This window comes from Coprococcus sp. AF38-1 (assembly GCF_003603945.1).
Taxonomy (GTDB): domain Bacteria; phylum Bacillota; class Clostridia; order Lachnospirales; family Lachnospiraceae; genus Coprococcus; species Coprococcus aceti.
The window spans coordinates 25,582-45,437 of sequence record NZ_QVGO01000009.1 but is presented as its reverse complement, the minus strand read 5'-3'; the positions used below and the strand labels follow the sequence as shown (position 1 = coordinate 45,437).

Sequence of the window (19,856 nt, the reverse complement as noted above, 5' to 3'; positions counted from 1 at the left end):
ATATATTCGCAAACATATGTTCAGTATAGCAGGTTATATCTTTCCTGTCACTACACTCATGGTTTTACACCAGAACGATCTTCACATAAAAAACAGGACAGCCACATCATCTGTGACTGTCCTGCCAACACATCAACGCATTTCATTTATTTTGACTTTTTGTATACCGCTTTCTTAGGAGTGTTCATTCCCTTCGCCTTGAGCTTCTTTGCATATGCGTCATATTTCTTCTTAGGAAGATATATCTTCACATTGCTCTTGACACCCTGGAAAGCATTCTTACCGATAGTCGTTATCCTTGTAGACTTTATGGTAACTTTTCCAAGCTTTACACACTTGCTGAATGCTGCACCGCCTATGGTCTTAACGTTTCCTCCGATCACAACCGTGGTGAGATATTTGCGTCCTGTAAATGCTTTCGCTCCTACAGCCGTAACATTGAAGTTCACTCCACCGATCTTGACACTGGATGCAACCGTGAGTGACTTGAACTTCTTGTCGCTCTTCTTGCTTGTACTTCCAACAAGTGTCACTGTTCCCTTGCCATTTGAAGCGGCATTTGTCACCTTGTATTTCAGATAGCCAGGCACGCCCTTCTGCGCAACTTTATATATCTTGCCCTTGCCAGCCTTGATAGCAAATGTCTTGCTGACGGAGCCTCTGTAATTACCCTTACCAGTGATCTTTACTGTCGCTGTACCGATATTCTTGTTGTTCTTGTACTGTACGGTGTAATCCACACCATTCTTCAGTGTTGTTTTGCCTCTCCTCAGCGCAAGCGATTTAACAGTGATAGGTGATCCTGTGTATGTATATCCATTCTTTTCTATACCGCTTACGACCACATTGTTCTTGGAATTTCCTATGTCTATTCCAAGGGCAGCTACTGACTCATAACGCTTGTACCCACACTTGGTACAGGTAAATGTCTTCTTACCTGCCGCTGTGTCTGTAGGCTTGGTCGTTATCGCTCCCTTGTCCCATGTGTGATTTGCCAGGCCTGACTTCTCTCCACATGAGCACTGATACCAGTGAGATCTGCTGTCGCTCTTGTACTTATTGCCGTAATCGTGTACATGCTGCTCCGGCTCTTTCTCGATGGTGATCTTTACATTGAATACAACTCCATTGTAAGCCCTGTTCCATCCTGTAACTGATGTCCAGTCATAATTTACTGTGTCTGCAGGCTTGAAGCAAAGCTTGTATGTATTGCCATCCTCAACCTTTGTCGTTCTGTCTGTATACCATGTGTATACTCCATCCTCGCGCTCTGGAAGCTCTATGTCTGCAAGAGTCATATTCTCCTTAGCACTCAGTGAATCTATCGCCTGAGTAAATACTGCATTTGCAGGAAGAATCTGAACAGTTATCTCCACATGCTCTGCTCTCTCGTATACATCCTCATCTTCAGGTACAAATGTTGCAAGGAAAGTCTTTGTTCCAACCTCTCCTACAGATTCATCTGCATTCTCCCAGATGAACATTCCACCTGCTGTCTCAAGCAGGAGTATCTTGCCAACAGTGTCTCCGTATGTAGCTGTGACATTCTCCGGAACTGTAAATACAGGATCCTGCTTTCTCACATACACTGAAAGCTTCACTGCAATTCTCACACTTCCGTCTTCCAGTTCCTCATATGTTCCCTCTGCTGCATCGATCTTGCTCCAGTCATAGTTTGCTGTGTCGTCTGGAACAAAGTATGCATCGTAGGTCTCGCTTGTTCCGGCCTTTCCTACCTGCTGTGTTCCATCTGCCCACATGTACTTTCCTGCTGCCGATGTTGGAAGCTCCACATCCGCAAGGGTCTTGCCGGCATATGCGTCGCCCGCCTTTCCGGCAGTAAATGAAGGTATTCCCTTCTCCACGCTGGATATGATCAGTGTGAACTCAGCCACTGTCTGATTCTGTCCTCTCACCGTGAACTTGACTGTCTGTGCCTCAGCACTTGCAGTCTTCGGCGTTCCATATACCTTTCCATCGTATATCACAAGTCCTGCCGGAAGTGTCTGTCCCTTTGCAAGGGAGTATAACACATATCCGTTGTCCACAGCTTCATCATTCTGGATCTCTATGGCTGTCAGATCATATAATGGCTCATCCTTTGTGGTTGTCTTTCCAACCTGCGCCTTAACTGTATCCTCTGTCTTTGCAAGAGTTATATTTACGGCCTCCTGCTTTGCCATATTTACCGTAACTGTTGCCGGCTCATATGTCATGACGCCGCTCCAGAGACGGTTGTTACTTGTAGTCATGGCTGTGTCATCCGGTCCAAATACAACTGAATCCACCGCCATTCCATCTATCGGCTCACCGTCTATTGTGATGTAGAACGACTTGCCACCCTGTATATAGAGTGCATCGTCACCGTCAACACCTGACTTCTTCTGACATCTTGTTGCCGATGAACTCTTCTCTATCTTTGCATCGCCATCCTTGAAGCAATATGCAGGATAATCCACATCAAGCTTGTAGAAAATGACGCTGTAATTTTTCAGTGCGTACACCATATCCGGGATCACTGTGGTGAGTATGCTTCCGCTTCCAAGACTTGACGTATATGCAAGCTGCTTCATATTACCATAGTTTACGATCATTGCACTGTTTGTGAGGTTGCCAAATGTAAACTGTGCATCAGCTCTATTGATGAGCTTTGCATTTGTATTCAAGGTGATCCTCTCACTATTTGCTGCTGTGATATCCCCGTAGTTATCTACTGTTGCTGAAGCCTGAACATTTCCTTTCAGATTCCATGCACCTCTGTTGACCAGTGATCCTGTCATAGTCAGAGCGCCGTCCACATTCCATGTGCCAAGGTTCTCAACATCACCGGTAACTGTCGCTGTCGATGTATTTGTAAGAGCTGCGCCCTCGGCGATGGTCAGCTTTGAATCCTTGAGGATCTCAAGCTGTTTTACCTCCACCTCTCTGTCAAGTGTGTAGTCTCCGCCTATAGTTAATTTGCCGGCGAGAGACATATACAGTGAACCCAGACTCTCAACCTGGTAATTGTCAGCGGTGCCCTTTACAGTAGCTGTGGACTTTGCATTCTCGTCTACATACTCTACCTTGCCAACCTTACCGCCTGCCGCAAGTACAAAGTCACCTGTGACAGCGCCCTCTGTTCCTGCCTTGACGTATATATTTCCAATGCTGTGACCATAGTTAAATACCAATGCCTTGCTATGCTCATTGTTGACGTCATTTTTTCTGAGTTCTCCTGACTTTATCTCGGCATACAGATCTCCCTTCACATCTGACTGCTGGACAAAGTTGTTGCACTTCTCAGCGCACCATCTTCCATCAACCACACAGTTCACATTTCCGGATACGGCTGTTCCCGACACTCCGTTGAAGTAGGAGCGCTTGTTCATGTAATCCGCACCGTATATAAATGTATTGTAATGATCAGTTATACCAACTCTTATATCCACATCACCGGATACTGATCCACCCGATGTAACATACATATTCTCAGACTTGGTTGATTTCGGTGTGTACATCTGTGCAGACTTTGCAAATGTGAAGTCTACCTTCTCCGCATTTGTATTGTACGCACCGTATACCACGCTTCCTGCTCTTCCGTCCTCTGCCGCGAAGGTCACTGTCTTGACATCAGCGTTTCCTGCCGCAGCTACAGTGCCTGACACATAACCGCTCATGATCGTCATGGTTACATTTCCATCTATCGTCACTCGGTCTGCCTTGCTGTCAGTTGAACCCGCAGCACATATATTGCCGACATTTCCGCTTCTGAGTGTCACCGATATGTCACCGGTGTATTTATTTGCTGTGTCCGTATAGCCTGATATGCTGTAGCCTGACAGATCATATGTAACCTCTTGGTCTATTCTGAGTGGTCTGTTGTCGTCTGCCACTCCATTATGATCAGCATCCAGATATACTGAGCTCTTGCTGCTATCCGACGGATCAACTATTATCACTGCTGAATTTCCACCGAGATCAATGGTCTTATCCTCTGTGTTCACAGATACACCAAGCTTGTTGATATCAGGTATCTCCGTGCCTGCCGGCAGTACCTTGAATACCACTGGGAAATCAACCGGTGTTCCATTTCGTCCTGTTATGACAAATACTACTGTGCTTTCACCTGCATTCTTGGCTGTTCCTGTTATCTTACCCGACTCAAGCACAAGTCCTGATGGAAGTGTCGAACCGCTCTTCAATCTGTACTGCATGTCAGTTCCATAATTCTTTGTGGTATCTCCTGTAACCTTGAGGATCGTGAGATCGTACGCTGGTGAATCCGCTGTGTACTTGGTCTCCGCCGCCAGAATCGGATCTGCGTATTCCTTACTGATGTCTATCTGGTCTGCCACATAATCCACTACAATAGACATAGATGAATCCGGGCCTGTCACCTTTGCACTTCCGTTGCTTCCCTGTACCGGCTCGCCGCCATTTGCCGACACATAGGCTGTGTAACCCGGCACATCGGTATAGCTAACTGTGATCGCCTGTTTGCAGGCAACATATTTGACATTCTCATATTCAACTACATATGACTGTGCAGCCAATTTTGCTGATGTGTTGTCCATGTTTGTTGAGCCGCCTGCATAGCTGTAATACACTCCTGTCCAGCCGCTGGCATCTATATCATCTGCAAATTTTCCTGCTGCCACCCACACACCTGTGTTGCTGAACTGGTCTGAAGGACACTTGAGCGTACCCTTCTGATATACTCTTGCCCAGCCTGATGTCATGTTGACCTTGCCCACATCAAACAGCGCATCCTCGCCTATTGTGAGTGTCGTGTCATACTGTGTCATATTGAGAGCCGCAAGCTTCGTATCTCCATTCACAACTGCCTTGGCATACTTTGAATAACCAAGCCTGTCAGCGGTCAGCGTATCGTTAAATACTGCGGATGATCTCTCGTTCAGTGACACATAATCCGTTACCTCAACAGGAGCATTTACATCAACTGCCGCACTGTCATAGATTATCAGAGCCATTGCCGTGAGCTTCTTATTCACAACGTAGGTTCCTCTGATAGTTACGATATCCTTGCTGTTTCTCATGAATGCACCGGTATATTTTGATGTTGTATCCGCTGCAAATCCGCCCTTATCTACAGTGTTCTCTGCGATCTCATATGCTATGGTTCCATCCACGGTTGAATTCGACAGAACATACATAGTTGCTGCCTTACCACCACGGATATTTATACTCACCGCATCGCCGCCTTTATATGAAAGCTCTGAATCCTTTGCACCGTATATTGCTTTTACATTCCCCCCCGTCATGGTGATCCTGATGCTTCGTCTTATGGCGTTGTCCTCGACACCTGTTATCGTGTACTCCGACAGATCTCCGGTGTACAGAGGTGTCTTGCCATCTGCCTGTCCATCCTGATTGTCGTCCACGTATATCTCTGTATCTGTGTCGTCCTTTGCCTGGATGACCACTGATGTTCCGTTGAGACATATAGTCTTCTCATCCTCATCAACTGCGATTCGGCCATCCTGGTTGTCCTGTTTCTTCTCCTCATTTGAGACGATCACGTTCAATGAGAGCTGTGCCTTTGAACCGTTTCTTCCTGTCACATGGACTATGACATTTTTTCCGTCTTCATAAAGCTTACTTGCCGTTCCGACGATCTTGCCATCGGTCAATGTAAGTCCCTCAGGAAGACCATTTGTCTCGTCTATCTCGTATGTGACCTCGCCCTCTCTTGCGTCGTTTGATATGACAAGATCTGCCATGTCATAGAGAGGTGAAGCTGCCGTGTATTCTTTTCCAAGCAGTGCTGAAGGGTCAACAGTTGTCTTGGATACCACGATCTGCTTTCCTGTCGTTACGACCGTCACTGTACAAGGCTCATTCGGCATGCTGAACGTGTACACGCCATTTGATTCAACCGCTGAATTTTCCGCTGTGTCGCTCTGACCTCTGAAGGTCACCTTGTCAAGAATATATCCCTTGTTCACGGTCGGTGTTATCTTGACATCTGCGCCGCCCTTGACATATGTACCATCAGGATCAATATACTGTGACGTCTTGCCTGTCATGGTGTACGTTGCGGCCTTCTCGTTGGACACAACATCCAATGAATAATTTACATTTGCAACATCCCCTACAGCCGAGTCCTCTATTACGCCCCCCTTTGAGAATATATTTGGCAGATACCCATCAGTCGCCTTAAATGTTCCCTTGAGGATTCCACTGTGGAGTATGTTTGAACCGCCTGCTGCATATATACCCTCATTTGCAGTTACCGTTACCCCCTTGTTGATAACGATCACGGCATTGCCCTGGCTTCCGTTCTCTGTGAAGTTACCAAAGTAAATATTGTCAGCAGTTACATCCTTGTCTATCACAAGATTCTGTCCGCCATAATATATATTCTGTCCATATGTTATGACAGATGAGCCGGTGGTATTCATGCTTGGAGCCATATAATACTTCTCCGGCATACTGCACTTGTCATCAAATGTAACTTTTGCATCCTTGTTATTACCTATATACATCTGGAAGCTTATTCCGTCTGCATTTGTAAAATCTGTGTTGTTGATCTTTATATCAACAGGAACTGTATTCTCGGTTGAACCGGAATAGCTCTCATTTGCCAGATAGAAAATATTATTTCCCGCCAGTCCATTTATACTGCTGTCTGACAACGTTATGTCAACCTTTGTTCCGATATTTCCGCAACTGTAATCGCCTCCGGCGAGTCCACATTTTGCAAAATGTATCTTTGCTATATCCGCCTTGAGTTCCCCTGCCAGTGCAAAGTTGCCCATCATGGTAAACATGTCGCTGCCCGCGTATTCATACGAGTTCACAAGCGGATTGCCATTTTCGTCTACTATGGATTCATCATTCATGCCATCCACATTGACCGTCATATTTCCCAGACAGCTACCGCCGTATACAAGCTGTGCTGAACTGCTGATAACGTTGCTGACGCTTATGTTAAGATCCTTACTGATACTTCCACCCTGCTCTACATTCAGAGATCTCGTGATGCTGCAGCCTGAAACAACGACATCCACAGAACCATTTACCGTCACGTTTGAAAGATTCAGAGCATTTACATAGGCTGCATTACAGTTGTAAAGCTCTGCCTTTATATCACCTTTTACACCTGTGCTCAGATACATGCCATTTAATGTATCTGTTGTTGCCACAGCCTTCATTACAACGCTGGCAGAAGTGATACCGGAACAATTTGAAATTCCATATACCCTGCCGCTGGCGCCAGTGATATTCCCCATGTTCACAGTATACGTATATGTTCCTTCTTCCTCCGGCTGAGTCTGACTGAACGAAACCGAATTCATGCCACATGTTGTGTAACCGGCAGCGCAGTTCTTTATATCTATATCAGCCCTTCCGCCCAGCATACCGCCATACATTCCATATATGGTGTTGAACTTTGCTCCTGAGCCATCAATGCTGACATTTACATTTCCCTTTATATTTGTATTATTGGTGCCATACACAGACATCTCTGATCCAGACTGGCTTTTCAGCTTAAGGTCCAGATTTCCAAGGATAGTCGCACTTGACGCACCATATAAACTGGCACTTCTTCCATCCTTTATGGCTGATATTCCGTCAAATGTAAGGCTCACGTCACCATCAACCTTTGCCCCCTGGGAAACTCCGTTCAGGCTGTCTACCTTGGAATCAGTCACCTTGGCCGTCAGTGTCTTACTGAGCACAGCTCCATTCTGCACGAGATACACTGAATTGGCGCTGGCTCCTTTCATATTGAACACTGCATCGCCATTAATAGTGTATGCCTTTCCTGTGTAATATCCATCTGTAGCCAGTGTGACAAATGTGTTGCCGTCACAGCTATAATTGATATTCTCCGTGATGTCTCCATCTATGGTCGATGTGCTGAGACCATAGAGCGTCTTTATCTTAACTGACTTCTCCGTGTCTATCAGTACACCACCAGTACAATATGTCCTGAAAAGTCCATACAGACTTTCAACTGCCGCGTCGCCCTTCACACTGATAGTTACCGCAGTCATGTTCTCTGGAGTCTCAACAGTACTCTCAAATGCTCCATATACAGCAGGCAGTTCAGCACCGTCTATGGTTATGGAGATCGGCGAACTGCCATTACCATGATAGATTCCATATATATTGCCATATTGTATGTCCGTGCTTCCATCCAATGCGAAAGCTTCCTCGCCCTCATCAAGGATTCCATCCCTGTCTTTGTCATTGTAAATATTTAATAACTGCTCGCTGTCAGTGGAATTCGGCGACTGCTTTATGATTACCGAATTGCCGTTGAGCGTGACACCTGATGGTGTAGAGCCTGACGACTCATATACATACTCCAGCCCCTTTCCCGTATTCGCAGCTTCAGACTGTGTTCCGTCCGCCGCAAATGCCGTTATTCCCGATGCCATGCCAATAGCAGCAAGCACCGACAAGGCCGTTATACCTCCTCGTAGCCTTCTCTTTCTCATCAATTACCCTCCCTTAATTAATTGTTTCGCAGACCATTCCCGCTATAATTGTGCACTATAGCAGAAAAAGTCTTGCAAATATGTAGATTTTTGCCACTTTAACCATTTTACCATAGCAAAGTTGCAAATACTATCAACAAATTCACAAGACTTTTTTATGCATTTTTATATTTTCTGTTATAATTCCGCTATCTTCTCCTGTTGCCAAACAATAATACAAGTCTGAGCAACTGAAGTGATGCTGATACCATAGCTGCCACATATGTCATAGCTGCCGCTGTGAGTACACTTCTTGCACCCTTGAGTTCATCCGGATAGAGATATCCGCTGCCCTCCAGTATCGCCATGGCTCTTCTCGATGCATTGAACTCCACCGGAAGTGTCACAAACTGTAGGACAACAACCAGTGAGAACAATATGATTCCGAGTGTTATAAGGTAATCAACCCTCGGAATGAGAAGTCCTATAAGTATGAGCGGCCATGATATGGCTGAGCCTATATTTGCCGCTGGAATGATGGCTGACCTTATGGTGAGCGGTGCATATGCATTTGCATGCTGTATGGCATGTCCGCACTCATGGGCTGCCACGCCTATCGCTGCGATGGATCTGGAACCATACACGCTGTCCGACAGATTGAGCGTATGCTCCTTAGGATTGTAATTATCAGTCAGATCTCCTGAGATGTGATGTATTGACACATCCGTTATCCCCGCATTCCTGAGTATCATGTATGCGACCTGGTCCGCTGTGTAGCCTGACCGCGATCCCACCTTCTCATACTTCTTGTATGTGGTCTTGACTCTTGCCGACGCTATCATGCAGAGCACCACGCCTATGAGAACCAACAGATATGTTGGGTCAAAATAAAATCCATAATATGGCATATATATCACCTTTTCCTTTCATGTATCCCTGACGGGGGCTTTTGTTTTCCACTATCCTATAGTATATATTGCGCTTCGTCAACAGGTGTGGATGATTCTTCATATAAATTTCATTTTTGCCGGAACTAATTTTATACTTCGTTTTCCTGCCATTTTTCTTATGTCATTTACCTGCAGCTATCTGCCAAGCATCTCATTTACCTTATTCTGCACCTTGACATGATCATACCCTGCCTTCTTCAGCCTGTTCTTTCTGTCATCGCCATTTCCCCAGTCGCCGGCTATGACCTCTCTGGCTATCACATCTATCGATTTCTTCTGTGAACTACCAGTCTTTTTTGCGGCATATTTTTTCCATGTCGTCTTATCTATATATGACTTGTTAAGATCGAGATTGCCATCGTAACCCGGAAGTCTTCCAACGGATGTGTACTGTCTGATATCACATTCGTATTGACCTTCATTCCATGGATGCTCCTGATATCCCGTCCGCTCGTAATCAGGATACTGTGCAACCCACAGCCTGTATCCCAGGCCCTTTACATTGTCCATGGCGCTCTTCTGGATATAGATCAGGGGCTTAACACCGGTCTTACTGTACACATGATCACACCACTCTTTGCACCATGCCCTGTCACTTCTGCCAAACTGCGGATTATTCTGCCCCTCCCAGTCAAGGACAAGTATCGCCTTGCCCACATATTTCTTACTGTATGCTATGAAATACTCAGCCTCACTGTGGGGATCACCACCATTTGCATAGTGGAATGCCCCAAGCAGTTTCCCCGCTTTCATCGCCTGGTCACAGTGCTTTGCAAAAAATCTGTTCTTGTAGTCCGTGCCCTCCGTCGCTTTCACTATCACAAAATCACAAGGCACCTTGGTTATATCTATAGTATCCTGCCACGCTGATATATCTATACCATCCATGTAGCCCTTTAATGGAACCTTATTAGAAGCCATAAAATTGTCTCCTGAATTCTTTTGTCTGTATATAATATTCCATACACTGAATCAGGAGACAATCTTAGGATCATTATTCCGAACTTATACTTATCTGTCTCGTATTACATGTGTCACTGTCATGACGCCTTTATTCATGCCACTTTTCCTTATCTCCGCCCTTGTAAAACCGCTTGAATATCGATATCAGGTAGTCCCATCCCCGGGTACATATAATCGCAATGACAAATGCCCCGAAAAACGCAGCCACAGGATAATACCACACAAATGCTATGTGATAAAATGATAGTCCAACAAAAAGTCCCACCTCACACACAATGACACTGGTGATCAGAACCTGAAAAGAGGTGGGGATCTTCTTCAGCACTCCTACCTCTTTCGTAAATTCCGTTATTACCGATATCAAAGTGCAAAGAACCGCAACAACTACAAGATATACTGCGAATCTGTCCATGCGTATTCACCTCCTTGTCCATGATATAGTTTAATGTATTCCGGAAGGTGGTATGTGGTTATAAAATATTATTGTGTTCTTAAATCACATTGACTATAATTTTGATATAACTTATACTGTAATTACAATTTTATACATACAATTTGTAATTCTTTTTAAATCCAACCTCGCGTTAATGCGAGGTGTTTTACGTTATATAGGAATCTCCAAAATGTATATATATCAAAATTACTTCTGTATGAAAATAGAATAATGTATTTAACCGGGCAGCCGAGGGGTGTTACACCATATCCGTTCGAGTCTTGGAAGGGAGTGGTGCCTTATGAGTACATATGAGGAATTCATGGTTATATTAACCGTTGCGATACTTATTGTGACAATTCTGAATCATAGAAAATAAGAAAAACACCTCAGCCGACTAAGCTATGAGGTGTTTCATCTTAAAATGGTTTTTGCCGGACGGATAGGACGTATCTATCGCTCGGCTGTCTTGTTAAGTATATTATACAATATTTTTGACGTTTGTCAAAAATAAAATTCTGAAGTGCAAGATCAAATGCCGCATGGGACTTACCAAATCGTCTGGCATGACTGACACTGATACAATTAGCATTTGTACATATAACTCTGTTCAGATATTCAAGCAGACCTGTCTTATCAAGATACAATCCACTATTCTTGTCCTTCGTAAAACTGTCATTACTTGGATTAAAATAAATGCCCATCTCATGCCCTCCTTGTTTATTTCAAATGTCTTATATATAATTCTCAGAATTCATTGATATAGGCCTTTTCTCTGAAATCGGGATATTAATTCAACCTCTTTCCGAGTTGCCATAAAGCTGTGTCCATCCTCAAGTGTTATATTTCCAAGTTCAATGTTCTTATCTATGCTACCCATTATATCTGTTTTTATAAGGCTTTTCAACGATGCTATATTTTCTGGAGTGCGATATTTTTTGTTTCTTAATCTCTCCCTGAGTTTAAGTAAAAAGAATGGAACCAAAATGACCATCTTTCTATTGTTTATGTCCTCTGTTGAACAATTCATAAGTTTTACGACCGGAACTCTATAGATTATCGGCGCATCCAATCCAAGATCTACTGACAAAGAATATGTATCTGGAACAGATTCAGATACATTGTTCAGATATATTATACAAGGATTCGGAAAATGTATCTGGTATATGCATGTCCTTCCTCGTCCTGCGTTTCTTCCGATCGGTAGACCCACTTTAGACCGAAATCGGATGCATGTCAATAGATTTTCGTAAATGCGCTAATAAAGCGAATTTGCGCTAAATACGCGCATTTTCGCGCGGTCCATTGGCATATCAACTGTCGTCCAGTTCTCGTATAAGCATAGTATTTTGCCAATCGTTCACATAAAAAAATCCACATCCTGCCCACGTATATTTACGTGGACAAAATGTGGACAAAAACACATTTTATACTGAATGCGAACAAGTTTTTAGAAAATTCTGAATTATCTCACAATTCCCAAAAGCCTTGATTTTACTTAGAACTTGCCAGCGTTAGCTGCTTCCTCTACAGAATCAATGCACCTAGTAAATTCAAGATAAATCAAGCATGTGTGGCTTTCGGTGTGGCTTTTCGTTCAATAGCTACAGCAAGGCTAAACAATTTTCCTTCTATAATAAATGTGATACTATCCAGTCTACAATGATGAATTTTTCCCACTATAGCATCTAATATGACCAAATGCAAGCAAGTCACTTATACAACAATTTCATTATGCTAATTTACTTAGCTTCTCTATCTTTTCCTCAATTTCCTCTTGTAACTCTTTGTTATTAACAGAATTTCTGAATGCCTTCCTACACCACTCCAAACTTCTATTAATATCTTTTTCTTTTTCATAAATCTCTGCTATTCTTGCTATAATATTTGATATAATTGTCTCCACATCTGTTAAACTAACGTTAGCATCTTTTATGGTTGCATCCAAATCCATAGTAGCTCTGGCATCCAGACCAACCATTGCTGCCACCAGCATTCCATCTTTTAATATAAATTTGTCTTTATACTCTGATAAAGAAATTCGTTTCAAAAATCGTTCCATCATATAATTCCGCATCAAAATTTGCGCATCAGCAGATTTTTTCTTTGACAGATTCCGAATCAGATCTTTTAATTGCCTTGCTGTTGTTATCATCTAAAGTAGCACCTCCAAATATGGTCTTAAGACCGAATGGAAGTCTGGAACTGCCAAGTACATTAGGAATTGTTTGCAGGAAGATTGCACAGAAGCTGGATGGATTTGAAGGCTTTCACTTTCACCAGTTGCGTCACACCTACACAAGTAACCTTCTGGCAAACGGAGCAGCACCAAAGGATGTGCAGGAACTGTTAGGGCACTCAGATGTCAGTACCACAATGAATGTCTATGCTCACTCCACAAGAAAAGCCAAGCGGTAATCCGCAATGGTTGCTTTAATTATTCACCCTATCATACACCTTAATCATTTTCCCTGATCGTTCACCTTAATTGTTCACCTTTTTGTCCGAATGGAATAATTGGGGTTGTTCGGAGTTGTCCATTTGATAAAATCAATTTACTTTCCAATAACCTTTTCTCGAAGATCCAACTCTTTCAATATATCCTTTATCCTTCAGTTTTTTCAATCTCGCTGCTATTGTTTTTCTGCTTACCTCAAAATGTTCTGCGAATTGAGTAACCGTATAATCAGGATGCAGTTTTAAATAATTCAGCAGTTTGTTCACCTCATCATTCACCCCATCATTCACCTGTTGGCATGTTTGATCACCTGTTTTTGTATTAGTATCTCTTTTACGATACATATTAACTCTGAAATCACCATCAAAATCAATCAGCTCCGGCTTAGGTAATCCATACTCCTCACAGGCTGCGAATAACCTCGGTATTCCGGTTCCCCATTTTTCAATAATTTTCATGTACGCAAAGGCTCTTGCGATTGCAGGATTTCTCGGTCTTGAGTAACCTTCTATCATTTTTTCGATCGTAACATTATTCAGCAGCATGCCCGGCGAAGTAATCTCTAGCCTGTCATCATACAATGCCACTTGTATATTCCCCGGCTCAAGATAACTACGATGAGCCACTGCATTTGCAATCAACTCTCTTATGCTGTCTGTAGGAAGTTCATATACATCTTGTCTGTACATTCCCTTTATTGTCATTCCCATGTTAATTTTTTCAAGAACATACTGGTATGCAGCATCCATTTGTTCCTGAACGGAACCCTCAAACTCTCTCCGGTCAACAAAATGCGCCCGATTGGTTCCCTTGAACACACCGCACTGAATAACCGGCTGCCCCACCATCCGTCCGGTCAAAAGTGCATATGCATTGGTCGGATATACCTTTCCGCATTCCTCCTTCAGAACGCCCCATGAAATCAGTATATTTCTGGTGACATCCTTAATCTTCGCTTTTTCACTATCCTGCCATGTATTTCGCATAGCTGTCTCCTTCAAGCTCTTGCAAAGCTCCTCAATCTCACTGTCTGATATATCCATATTCTGACATATTTCACTGTCAAAATAACGGTTCTTCCCCTCCAGCATCAACTCTCTTAACATGTAATCCTCAACATGCCTAGTCGTACCTGCAACACGCACATAAATACCATCAAACACACCTTGTGATTTTATATAGTATGGACGCTCTGCCCCCGGAAATATCTCTATCACAATCACTGTCTTATCCTTAATTGTCTGCATCGCCACATCCGGCCTGATTACAGGTTCGCAAGAATCTGAAATAGCATTGGTAATGTCATCCATTGTCTTATAGATACTATCTTCATCCATTCCCACAACTTCTAAGGTCTTGTCCTCTATTCCGAAAACAATTTTTCCTCCCCTACCATTGGCAAAAGCTACAACAGTTTTCATATATTTTTCGCTTTTATCCGGTACTGCAACCTTATATTCAATATTTTTTGATTCGCCGGAAAACAGTGTCTCCTCTGCCATATTACTACCTCCAATATCAAAAATCTCGTTTCATCTCATTATTCATTTGCCAATACCTTATACATCTCCAGAATCCCAAATATTATTATAACATTTCATAGATATATGTGCCAGAAATGCCATGCATATTCTAATCTCCTTCGTATTTATTATTGAAGTTGTAATATACTTTCTCATTTGGAAGCACTGCCTTAATCGGATAAACTGACATCCCAAAAGAATCTGTAAAAATAACATCTTCTCCAATATGTTTTTCAATAAACTCATCAGAAAAATCAGCTATTAAACCAATGCTAATAGCTCCATTCCTTGTAAAATTCAATCCTTCAATTTGTATACTCTTTTCAATCAAAGAACAATCTGAAGTGTGAAAAAAATTCAACAGCATTTTTTTAATATCTCGTTCGATTTGAATCTGATTATCAAGATAATATCTGATTGCTTTTTCTTGTTCAAATGAAATTACAGCATCTTTTTGATTTGAGTATATACACAGATACAAGTCAAAAGTTTTATCCCATAATGTAATGATAAAACTCTTCTTTGTGTACCAATCTGTTTTTTTAATCAAAGTTCCTAATACAGGATGCTCAATTATAGTTGGTTTATTTTTTTCTTTGTCTTTCCAAAAAAACATAATCTCTCCTTTAATGTGCCCAAGCGTAGAATTGATTACCAAGATTCCATACAATGTCTGGAACAATCCTAGTAAATCCTTCTATAGCAAGGCGTTTTTCTGTTTGAGCAAATGTACCTGAATTTATCGTATTAATTATATTTGCCGCATGGCTTACACCGCCATTATGTCCAAATACGCGTCTACTATGAAGAACTTCATCCATAATCGTAACGGTGATTTTTTGCTTTCTTGGTCTGTTCCTGCTAGGTTTCAACCTTAGCAGCAACTGTAGCTATATCAATTTTGGGCTTTAGCGTTCCAAGTGCTTCACTAAGCCCTTTTGAAGATTGTGTCACAAATTCATTTTAACCATTTTGAAAGGATTTTATAATCTTCTTCAAAACTAACCCTGTCTCAATTATAGCAAGACAGGATTAATCACTCAATTACTTTTTCCAAAAAGTTCCTTGGCTTTCTGCATTTCAATCTTCTCATGCAAGTTGGTGTTATACGACTTCACCTACCCTCACAAATTTACGTTGAATTAATTCTTCCTTTTCTCCCTGTGTACGAATCGAATGATCGAAAGGATCCACCACAAAAGTTTCCGTAATCCTAACTCTATAAGGATTGTTTCTCTTTCCTGACATTTTGGTGATACCCCCTGTGCCGTTCTTTCTTCGATAACTCATATGAATTACCTCCTATTCATAATTAATATTATTTCGCATAAAAAATTTGCGATATCCAATACAATCTGCCTTGCTGTTTATCTGATTTCTAACATTTTTTACATGTCTCACCAAAACAACTCAGACATTTATTCATTTCAGACACTGCAAATAAATTTTGCGATATTAAGAATTCATCAACTGAGTAATCACCTTATACTGAACATAACAACACAGGAACTACCCCCCAACTCACACAGTCTACAGGGTTTGTGACTTGTGTGACTTGTTGCTTGTGACTTGCTTGCGACTTTTACGTGTCTTATGGACATAAAAATAGGGCTATCCAGACCGAATTACCTAGTCTGAATAGCCCAAAAAGTCTAGCTTTTAAGCCTTTTATTTAGAATTTACCAGCGTTTGCTGCTTCCTCAACACTAACAGCTACAGCAACTGTAGCACCAACCATAGGGTTGTTACCCATTCCGATAAGTCCCATCATCTCTACGTGTGCAGGAACTGATGATGAACCAGCGAACTGTGCATCACTGTGCATACGTCCGAGAGTATCTGTCATACCGTATGAAGCAGGACCTGCTGCCATGTTATCTGGGTGAAGTGTACGTCCTGTACCACCGCCTGATGCTACTGAGAAGTACTTCTTACCCTGCTCGATACACTCCTTCTTGTATGTACCTGCAACTGGATGCTGGAAACGTGTAGGGTTTGTTGAGTTACCTGTGATAGATACACCAACGTTCTCCTTGTGCATGATAGCAACACCTTCCTGAACATCGTCAGCGCCGTAGCACTTAACTGTTGCACGGATACCATCTGAATATGCCTTCTCGTATACTACATTGAGCTCAGCCTTCTTGTAGTCATACTTTGTCTCAACATATGTAAATCCATTGATTCTTGAGATGATCTGAGCTGCATCCTTACCAAGACCATTAAGGATAACTCTAAGAGGTTTTTTACGAACCTTGTTAGCCTTCTCAGCGATACCGATAGCACCCTCAGCTGCTGCAAATGACTCATGACCTGCTAAGAAACAGAAGCACTCTGTCTCCTCCTCAAGTAACATCTTACCAAGGTTACCATGTCCAAGACCAACCTTACGATGATCTGCAACAGAACCTGGTATACAGAATGCCTGAAGACCCTCGCCGATAGCTGCTGCTGCGTCTGCTGCCTTTCTGCATCCCTTCTTGATTGCGATTGCTGCACCTACTGTATATGCCCAGCAAGCATTCTCAAAACAAATTGGCTGAATACCCTTTACCTGATTGTAAACGTCAAGTCCAGCGTCCTTTGTGATCTTCTCAGCTTCTTCGATTGAGCTGATTCCATAGCTGTTAAGTACAGCGTTTATCTGGTCTATTCTTCTTTCATATGATTCAAATAATGCCATTGTCTCGTTCTCCTTTCCTCTATTTCCGACTACTCTTTACGTGGATCGATGATCTTAACAGCGCCCTGCTCTGGCTTAACACGTCCGTATGAACCTGAAGCCTTCTCCCAAGCTGTGTTAGGGTCATCACCCTTCTTGATAAAGTCAGTCATCTTTCCAAGAGAAACGAACTGATATCCGATAACTTCGTCATCTGCATCAAGTGCTATTCCTGTTACATAGCCCTCTGCCATCTCAAGGTAACGAACACCCTTAGCCTTTGTTGCATACATTGTACCAACCTGTGAACGAAGACCCTTTCCAAGATCCTCAAGTCCGGCACCAACTGCAAGTCCGTCATCTGAGAATGCACTCTGTGTACGTCCGTATACGATCTGAAGGAATAACTCTCTCATTGCTGTATTGATAGCATCGCACACAAGGTCAGTGTTGAGAGCCTCAAGGATTGTCTTACCCTGAAGAATCTCAGCTGCCATAGCTGCTGAATGTGTCATACCTGAACATCCAATAGTCTCGACAAGAGCCTCCTCGATAACACCCTCTTTTACGTTAAGTGAAAGCTTGCAGGCACCCTGCTGTGGTGCACACCAGCCTACACCATGTGTAAAACCAGAGATGTCTTTGATTTCCTTTGAGTAAACCCACTTTCCTTCTTCTGGGATAGGAGCTGGCTCATGCTTTGCACCCTTTGCTACAGGGCACATGTTTTCAACTTCCTTAGTGTAAATCATTGTGAAACTCCTTTCAAAATATGAATTCTTAAAAGCGGTTCCGAATTCTCTAATTCAAACCATCAGTGGTATTTTCTCACAAAACAGTTATGAAGTCCATAGCTTATTGAAAATTTTTGTCGCATTTGCGTGTACTTTATCAAGTACAGCGCGCCTTATTGAGAAAGTTTTTAACAAGGCACAGTTGTCAGGGTTCATATGTCCGCTTATATCATTTGACCGTAACCATATTCACTTGAACATATGTATTTATCTGATATACAATACTTCTGTCAGAGCACATTCAACCCAGACTTGCGCCGCTCCAGGCGCTGCTCAGATACATGATATAAAAAATAAAAACGGAGGTTTTCAACATGAGATTTATAGATATGCACCTTCACACCACCGCTTCCGACGGCTCCTGCACCCCATCAGAGGTGTGCCAGCTTGCCATTGACAGGAATCTTGCAGCGATCGCCATAACCGACCACGACACAGTGGACGGCGTAGCAGATGCAATCACATATGCAGATAACTGGAACAGCACTCTTCCTCCGATCCAGAACAGTGATTCCACCAACTGCTCTGGCTTTTCTGACAGCAGTGACCATCATATCGAGGTAGTTCCCGGCATAGAGATGTCCGCCATCTACAACGGTGTGGAGATCCACATTCTGGGCTTCTATATGGACTACAAGAACCCTGAGCTCATCTCCCGTCTTGCCGCCATCAAACAGGCCAGATACGACCGAAACGAGCAGATGTGTGAGAGATTCCGCGCCGACGGAATAGACATGACCATGGAGAAGCTGCAGCATGGCAATCCTGATACAGTCGTCACAAGAGCTCATTTTGCCAGAATTCTCATAGCCGAAGGCGTATGCAGGGACATGAACCAGGCGTTCAAAAAGTATCTGGGCAAGAAATGCAAATATTACATTCCAACACCAGACATACCGGCCGCCGATGCCATAAGACTCATAAGAACCTACGGCAAGGCTGCCTTCATCGCCCATCCCCTCATATACGGATTTGGATATAAACAGATAGAGGACATGCTTGAAGAACTGAAGCCATATGGCCTTTCAGGGCTTGAGGTCTACCACTCCTCCAACAATGCCTATGAATCCGGAAGGCTTAGGGAGATCGCCAGAAAACACGGGCTCCTCATATCAGGAGGTTCCGACTTCCACGGTGCAGCCAAACCCGACATATCCGTGGGAACCGGAAGGGGCGGTCTTCGGATCACGGAAGCTGTATTTCAGGATATAAAAAAAGCGGTCACTGTATAATGACCGCTTTTTTATTTACTCTGATGATACCTTTATTATATCTTTGACTTCTTATCCTTATCATCATCTGTGACTGTTGATGATCCCTGCTTCTCAAGCTCTGCAACAGCGCTCTTGTGCATCGGTATACGACAGTTCTTGTTGTTACCAAACTCTACGATGATAGTTGAATCATCAACCACATCAAGGATGGTTCCGTAGAAACCACTGGTTGTCATGATATTATCACCAGGCTCCATCTGTGAAAGCATCTGGTCTGTCTTGGCCTTCTGCTTCTTCTGTGGTCTGATCATCATGAAGTAAATGATTGCAGCAAATATGGCAATATATACAACAATAAACATAACTGATGAACCGCCACTGGCCTGTGTTCCTGTTGACGATGATAAAATTGTTGAAAGTGAATTCATTC

At 42.9% G+C, this 19,856-nt stretch carries 13 protein-coding genes and 2 pseudogenes; 2 read left to right on the top strand and 13 right to left on the bottom strand.

The genetic code is table 11. The annotated features are described in order from the left end of the window. Window positions 1-146: 146 nt before the first annotated feature. The 7 genes and pseudogenes from DW025_RS13470 to DW025_RS13440 all read right to left on the bottom strand — a co-directional run. Window positions 147-8,450: a leucine-rich repeat protein gene (locus tag DW025_RS13470; protein ID WP_133302893.1), complete on the bottom strand. Its 8,304-nt coding sequence runs from the start codon at window positions 8,448-8,450 to the stop codon at window positions 147-149. Window positions 8,451-8,638: 188 nt separating this feature from the next. Beyond that, the gene (locus DW025_RS13465; RefSeq protein ID WP_015533113.1) at window positions 8,639-9,337 is read right to left on the bottom strand and encodes a zinc metallopeptidase; all 699 of its coding nucleotides are present in this window, start codon (window positions 9,335-9,337) and stop codon (window positions 8,639-8,641) included. 177 nt (window positions 9,338-9,514) lie between these two features. Then, a complete protein-coding gene (locus tag DW025_RS13460; RefSeq protein ID WP_120000352.1) occupies window positions 9,515-10,300 on the bottom strand; it encodes a GH25 family lysozyme in 786 nt (261 codons plus the stop codon). Between the two features lie 130 nt (window positions 10,301-10,430). Further along, window positions 10,431-10,754 carry a hypothetical protein gene (locus DW025_RS13455; RefSeq protein WP_022058677.1) on the bottom strand — a complete coding sequence of 108 codons (324 nt, stop codon included), beginning with the start codon at window positions 10,752-10,754 and terminating at the stop codon, window positions 10,431-10,433. A gap of 440 nt (window positions 10,755-11,194) precedes the next feature. After that, window positions 11,195-11,479, bottom strand: a complete 285-nt coding sequence (locus tag DW025_RS13450; RefSeq protein WP_117874298.1) for a hypothetical protein — start codon at window positions 11,477-11,479, stop codon at window positions 11,195-11,197. A 50-nt stretch (window positions 11,480-11,529) separates the two neighbouring features. Then, window positions 11,530-11,805 carry a hypothetical protein gene (locus DW025_RS13445; protein ID WP_133302892.1) on the bottom strand — a complete coding sequence of 92 codons (276 nt, stop codon included), beginning with the start codon at window positions 11,803-11,805 and terminating at the stop codon, window positions 11,530-11,532. Between the two features lie 822 nt (window positions 11,806-12,627). After that, a pseudogene (locus DW025_RS13440) lies at window positions 12,628-12,930 on the bottom strand (nucleotidyl transferase AbiEii/AbiGii toxin family protein); the annotation flags it as partial. A 26-nt stretch (window positions 12,931-12,956) separates the two neighbouring features. Here DW025_RS13440 and DW025_RS13435 point away from each other — a divergent pair. Next, window positions 12,957-13,193: pseudogene (locus DW025_RS13435) on the top strand (tyrosine-type recombinase/integrase); the annotation flags it as partial. A gap of 132 nt (window positions 13,194-13,325) precedes the next feature. Here DW025_RS13435 and DW025_RS13430 read toward each other — a convergent pair. The 5 genes from DW025_RS13430 to DW025_RS13410 form a co-directional block, all read right to left on the bottom strand. Continuing rightward, a complete protein-coding gene (locus DW025_RS13430; protein WP_120000348.1) occupies window positions 13,326-14,735 on the bottom strand; it encodes an ATP-binding protein in 1,410 nt (469 codons plus the stop codon). 130 nt (window positions 14,736-14,865) lie between these two features. Beyond that, on the bottom strand, window positions 14,866-15,372 hold the full coding sequence (locus tag DW025_RS13425) for a hypothetical protein (RefSeq protein ID WP_117874300.1): 507 nt from the start codon (window positions 15,370-15,372) through the stop codon (window positions 14,866-14,868). A 488-nt stretch (window positions 15,373-15,860) separates the two neighbouring features. Then, the gene (locus DW025_RS13420; protein ID WP_117822842.1) at window positions 15,861-16,046 is read right to left on the bottom strand and encodes a hypothetical protein; all 186 of its coding nucleotides are present in this window, start codon (window positions 16,044-16,046) and stop codon (window positions 15,861-15,863) included. A 382-nt stretch (window positions 16,047-16,428) separates the two neighbouring features. Then, window positions 16,429-17,439 carry a GGGtGRT protein gene (locus DW025_RS13415; RefSeq protein ID WP_004853826.1) on the bottom strand — a complete coding sequence of 337 codons (1,011 nt, stop codon included), beginning with the start codon at window positions 17,437-17,439 and terminating at the stop codon, window positions 16,429-16,431. A 29-nt stretch (window positions 17,440-17,468) separates the two neighbouring features. Beyond that, complete coding sequence (locus DW025_RS13410) at window positions 17,469-18,170, bottom strand: iron-sulfur cluster assembly scaffold protein (protein WP_004853825.1); 702 nt, start codon at window positions 18,168-18,170, stop codon at window positions 17,469-17,471. A gap of 356 nt (window positions 18,171-18,526) precedes the next feature. Here DW025_RS13410 and DW025_RS13405 point away from each other — a divergent pair, with 356 nt between their 5' ends. Beyond that, window positions 18,527-19,444: a PHP domain-containing protein gene (locus tag DW025_RS13405; RefSeq protein ID WP_022216212.1), complete on the top strand. Its 918-nt coding sequence runs from the start codon at window positions 18,527-18,529 to the stop codon at window positions 19,442-19,444. A 35-nt stretch (window positions 19,445-19,479) separates the two neighbouring features. Here the strand turns inward: DW025_RS13405 and yajC are convergent, their stop codons facing one another. Continuing rightward, window positions 19,480-19,854: a preprotein translocase subunit YajC gene (yajC, locus tag DW025_RS13400; protein ID WP_015533108.1), complete on the bottom strand. Its 375-nt coding sequence runs from the start codon at window positions 19,852-19,854 to the stop codon at window positions 19,480-19,482. Window positions 19,855-19,856: the final 2 nt, after the last annotated feature.

Bases quoted from the DNA above. Each gene is read 5' to 3' on its own strand.
- DW025_RS13470 (WP_133302893.1), bottom strand. From the start codon at position 8,450: ATGAGAAAGAGAAGGCTACGAGGAGGTATAACGGCCTTGTCGGTGCTT.
- DW025_RS13465 (WP_015533113.1), bottom strand. From the start codon at position 9,337: ATGCCATATTATGGATTTTATTTTGACCCAACATATCTGTTGGTTCTC.
- DW025_RS13460 (WP_120000352.1), bottom strand. From the start codon at position 10,300: ATGGCTTCTAATAAGGTTCCATTAAAGGGCTACATGGATGGTATAGAT.
- DW025_RS13455 (WP_022058677.1), bottom strand. From the start codon at position 10,754: ATGGACAGATTCGCAGTATATCTTGTAGTTGTTGCGGTTCTTTGCACT.
- DW025_RS13450 (WP_117874298.1), bottom strand. From the start codon at position 11,479: ATGGGCATTTATTTTAATCCAAGTAATGACAGTTTTACGAAGGACAAG.
- DW025_RS13445 (WP_133302892.1), bottom strand. From the start codon at position 11,805: ATGAATTGTTCAACAGAGGACATAAACAATAGAAAGATGGTCATTTTG.
- DW025_RS13430 (WP_120000348.1), bottom strand. From the start codon at position 14,735: ATGGCAGAGGAGACACTGTTTTCCGGCGAATCAAAAAATATTGAATAT.
- DW025_RS13425 (WP_117874300.1), bottom strand. From the start codon at position 15,372: ATGTTTTTTTGGAAAGACAAAGAAAAAAATAAACCAACTATAATTGAG.
- DW025_RS13420 (WP_117822842.1), bottom strand. From the start codon at position 16,046: ATGAGTTATCGAAGAAAGAACGGCACAGGGGGTATCACCAAAATGTCA.
- DW025_RS13415 (WP_004853826.1), bottom strand. From the start codon at position 17,439: ATGGCATTATTTGAATCATATGAAAGAAGAATAGACCAGATAAACGCT.
- DW025_RS13410 (WP_004853825.1), bottom strand. From the start codon at position 18,170: ATGATTTACACTAAGGAAGTTGAAAACATGTGCCCTGTAGCAAAGGGT.
- DW025_RS13405 (WP_022216212.1), top strand. From the start codon at position 18,527: ATGAGATTTATAGATATGCACCTTCACACCACCGCTTCCGACGGCTCC.
- yajC (WP_015533108.1), bottom strand. From the start codon at position 19,854: ATGAATTCACTTTCAACAATTTTATCATCGTCAACAGGAACACAGGCC.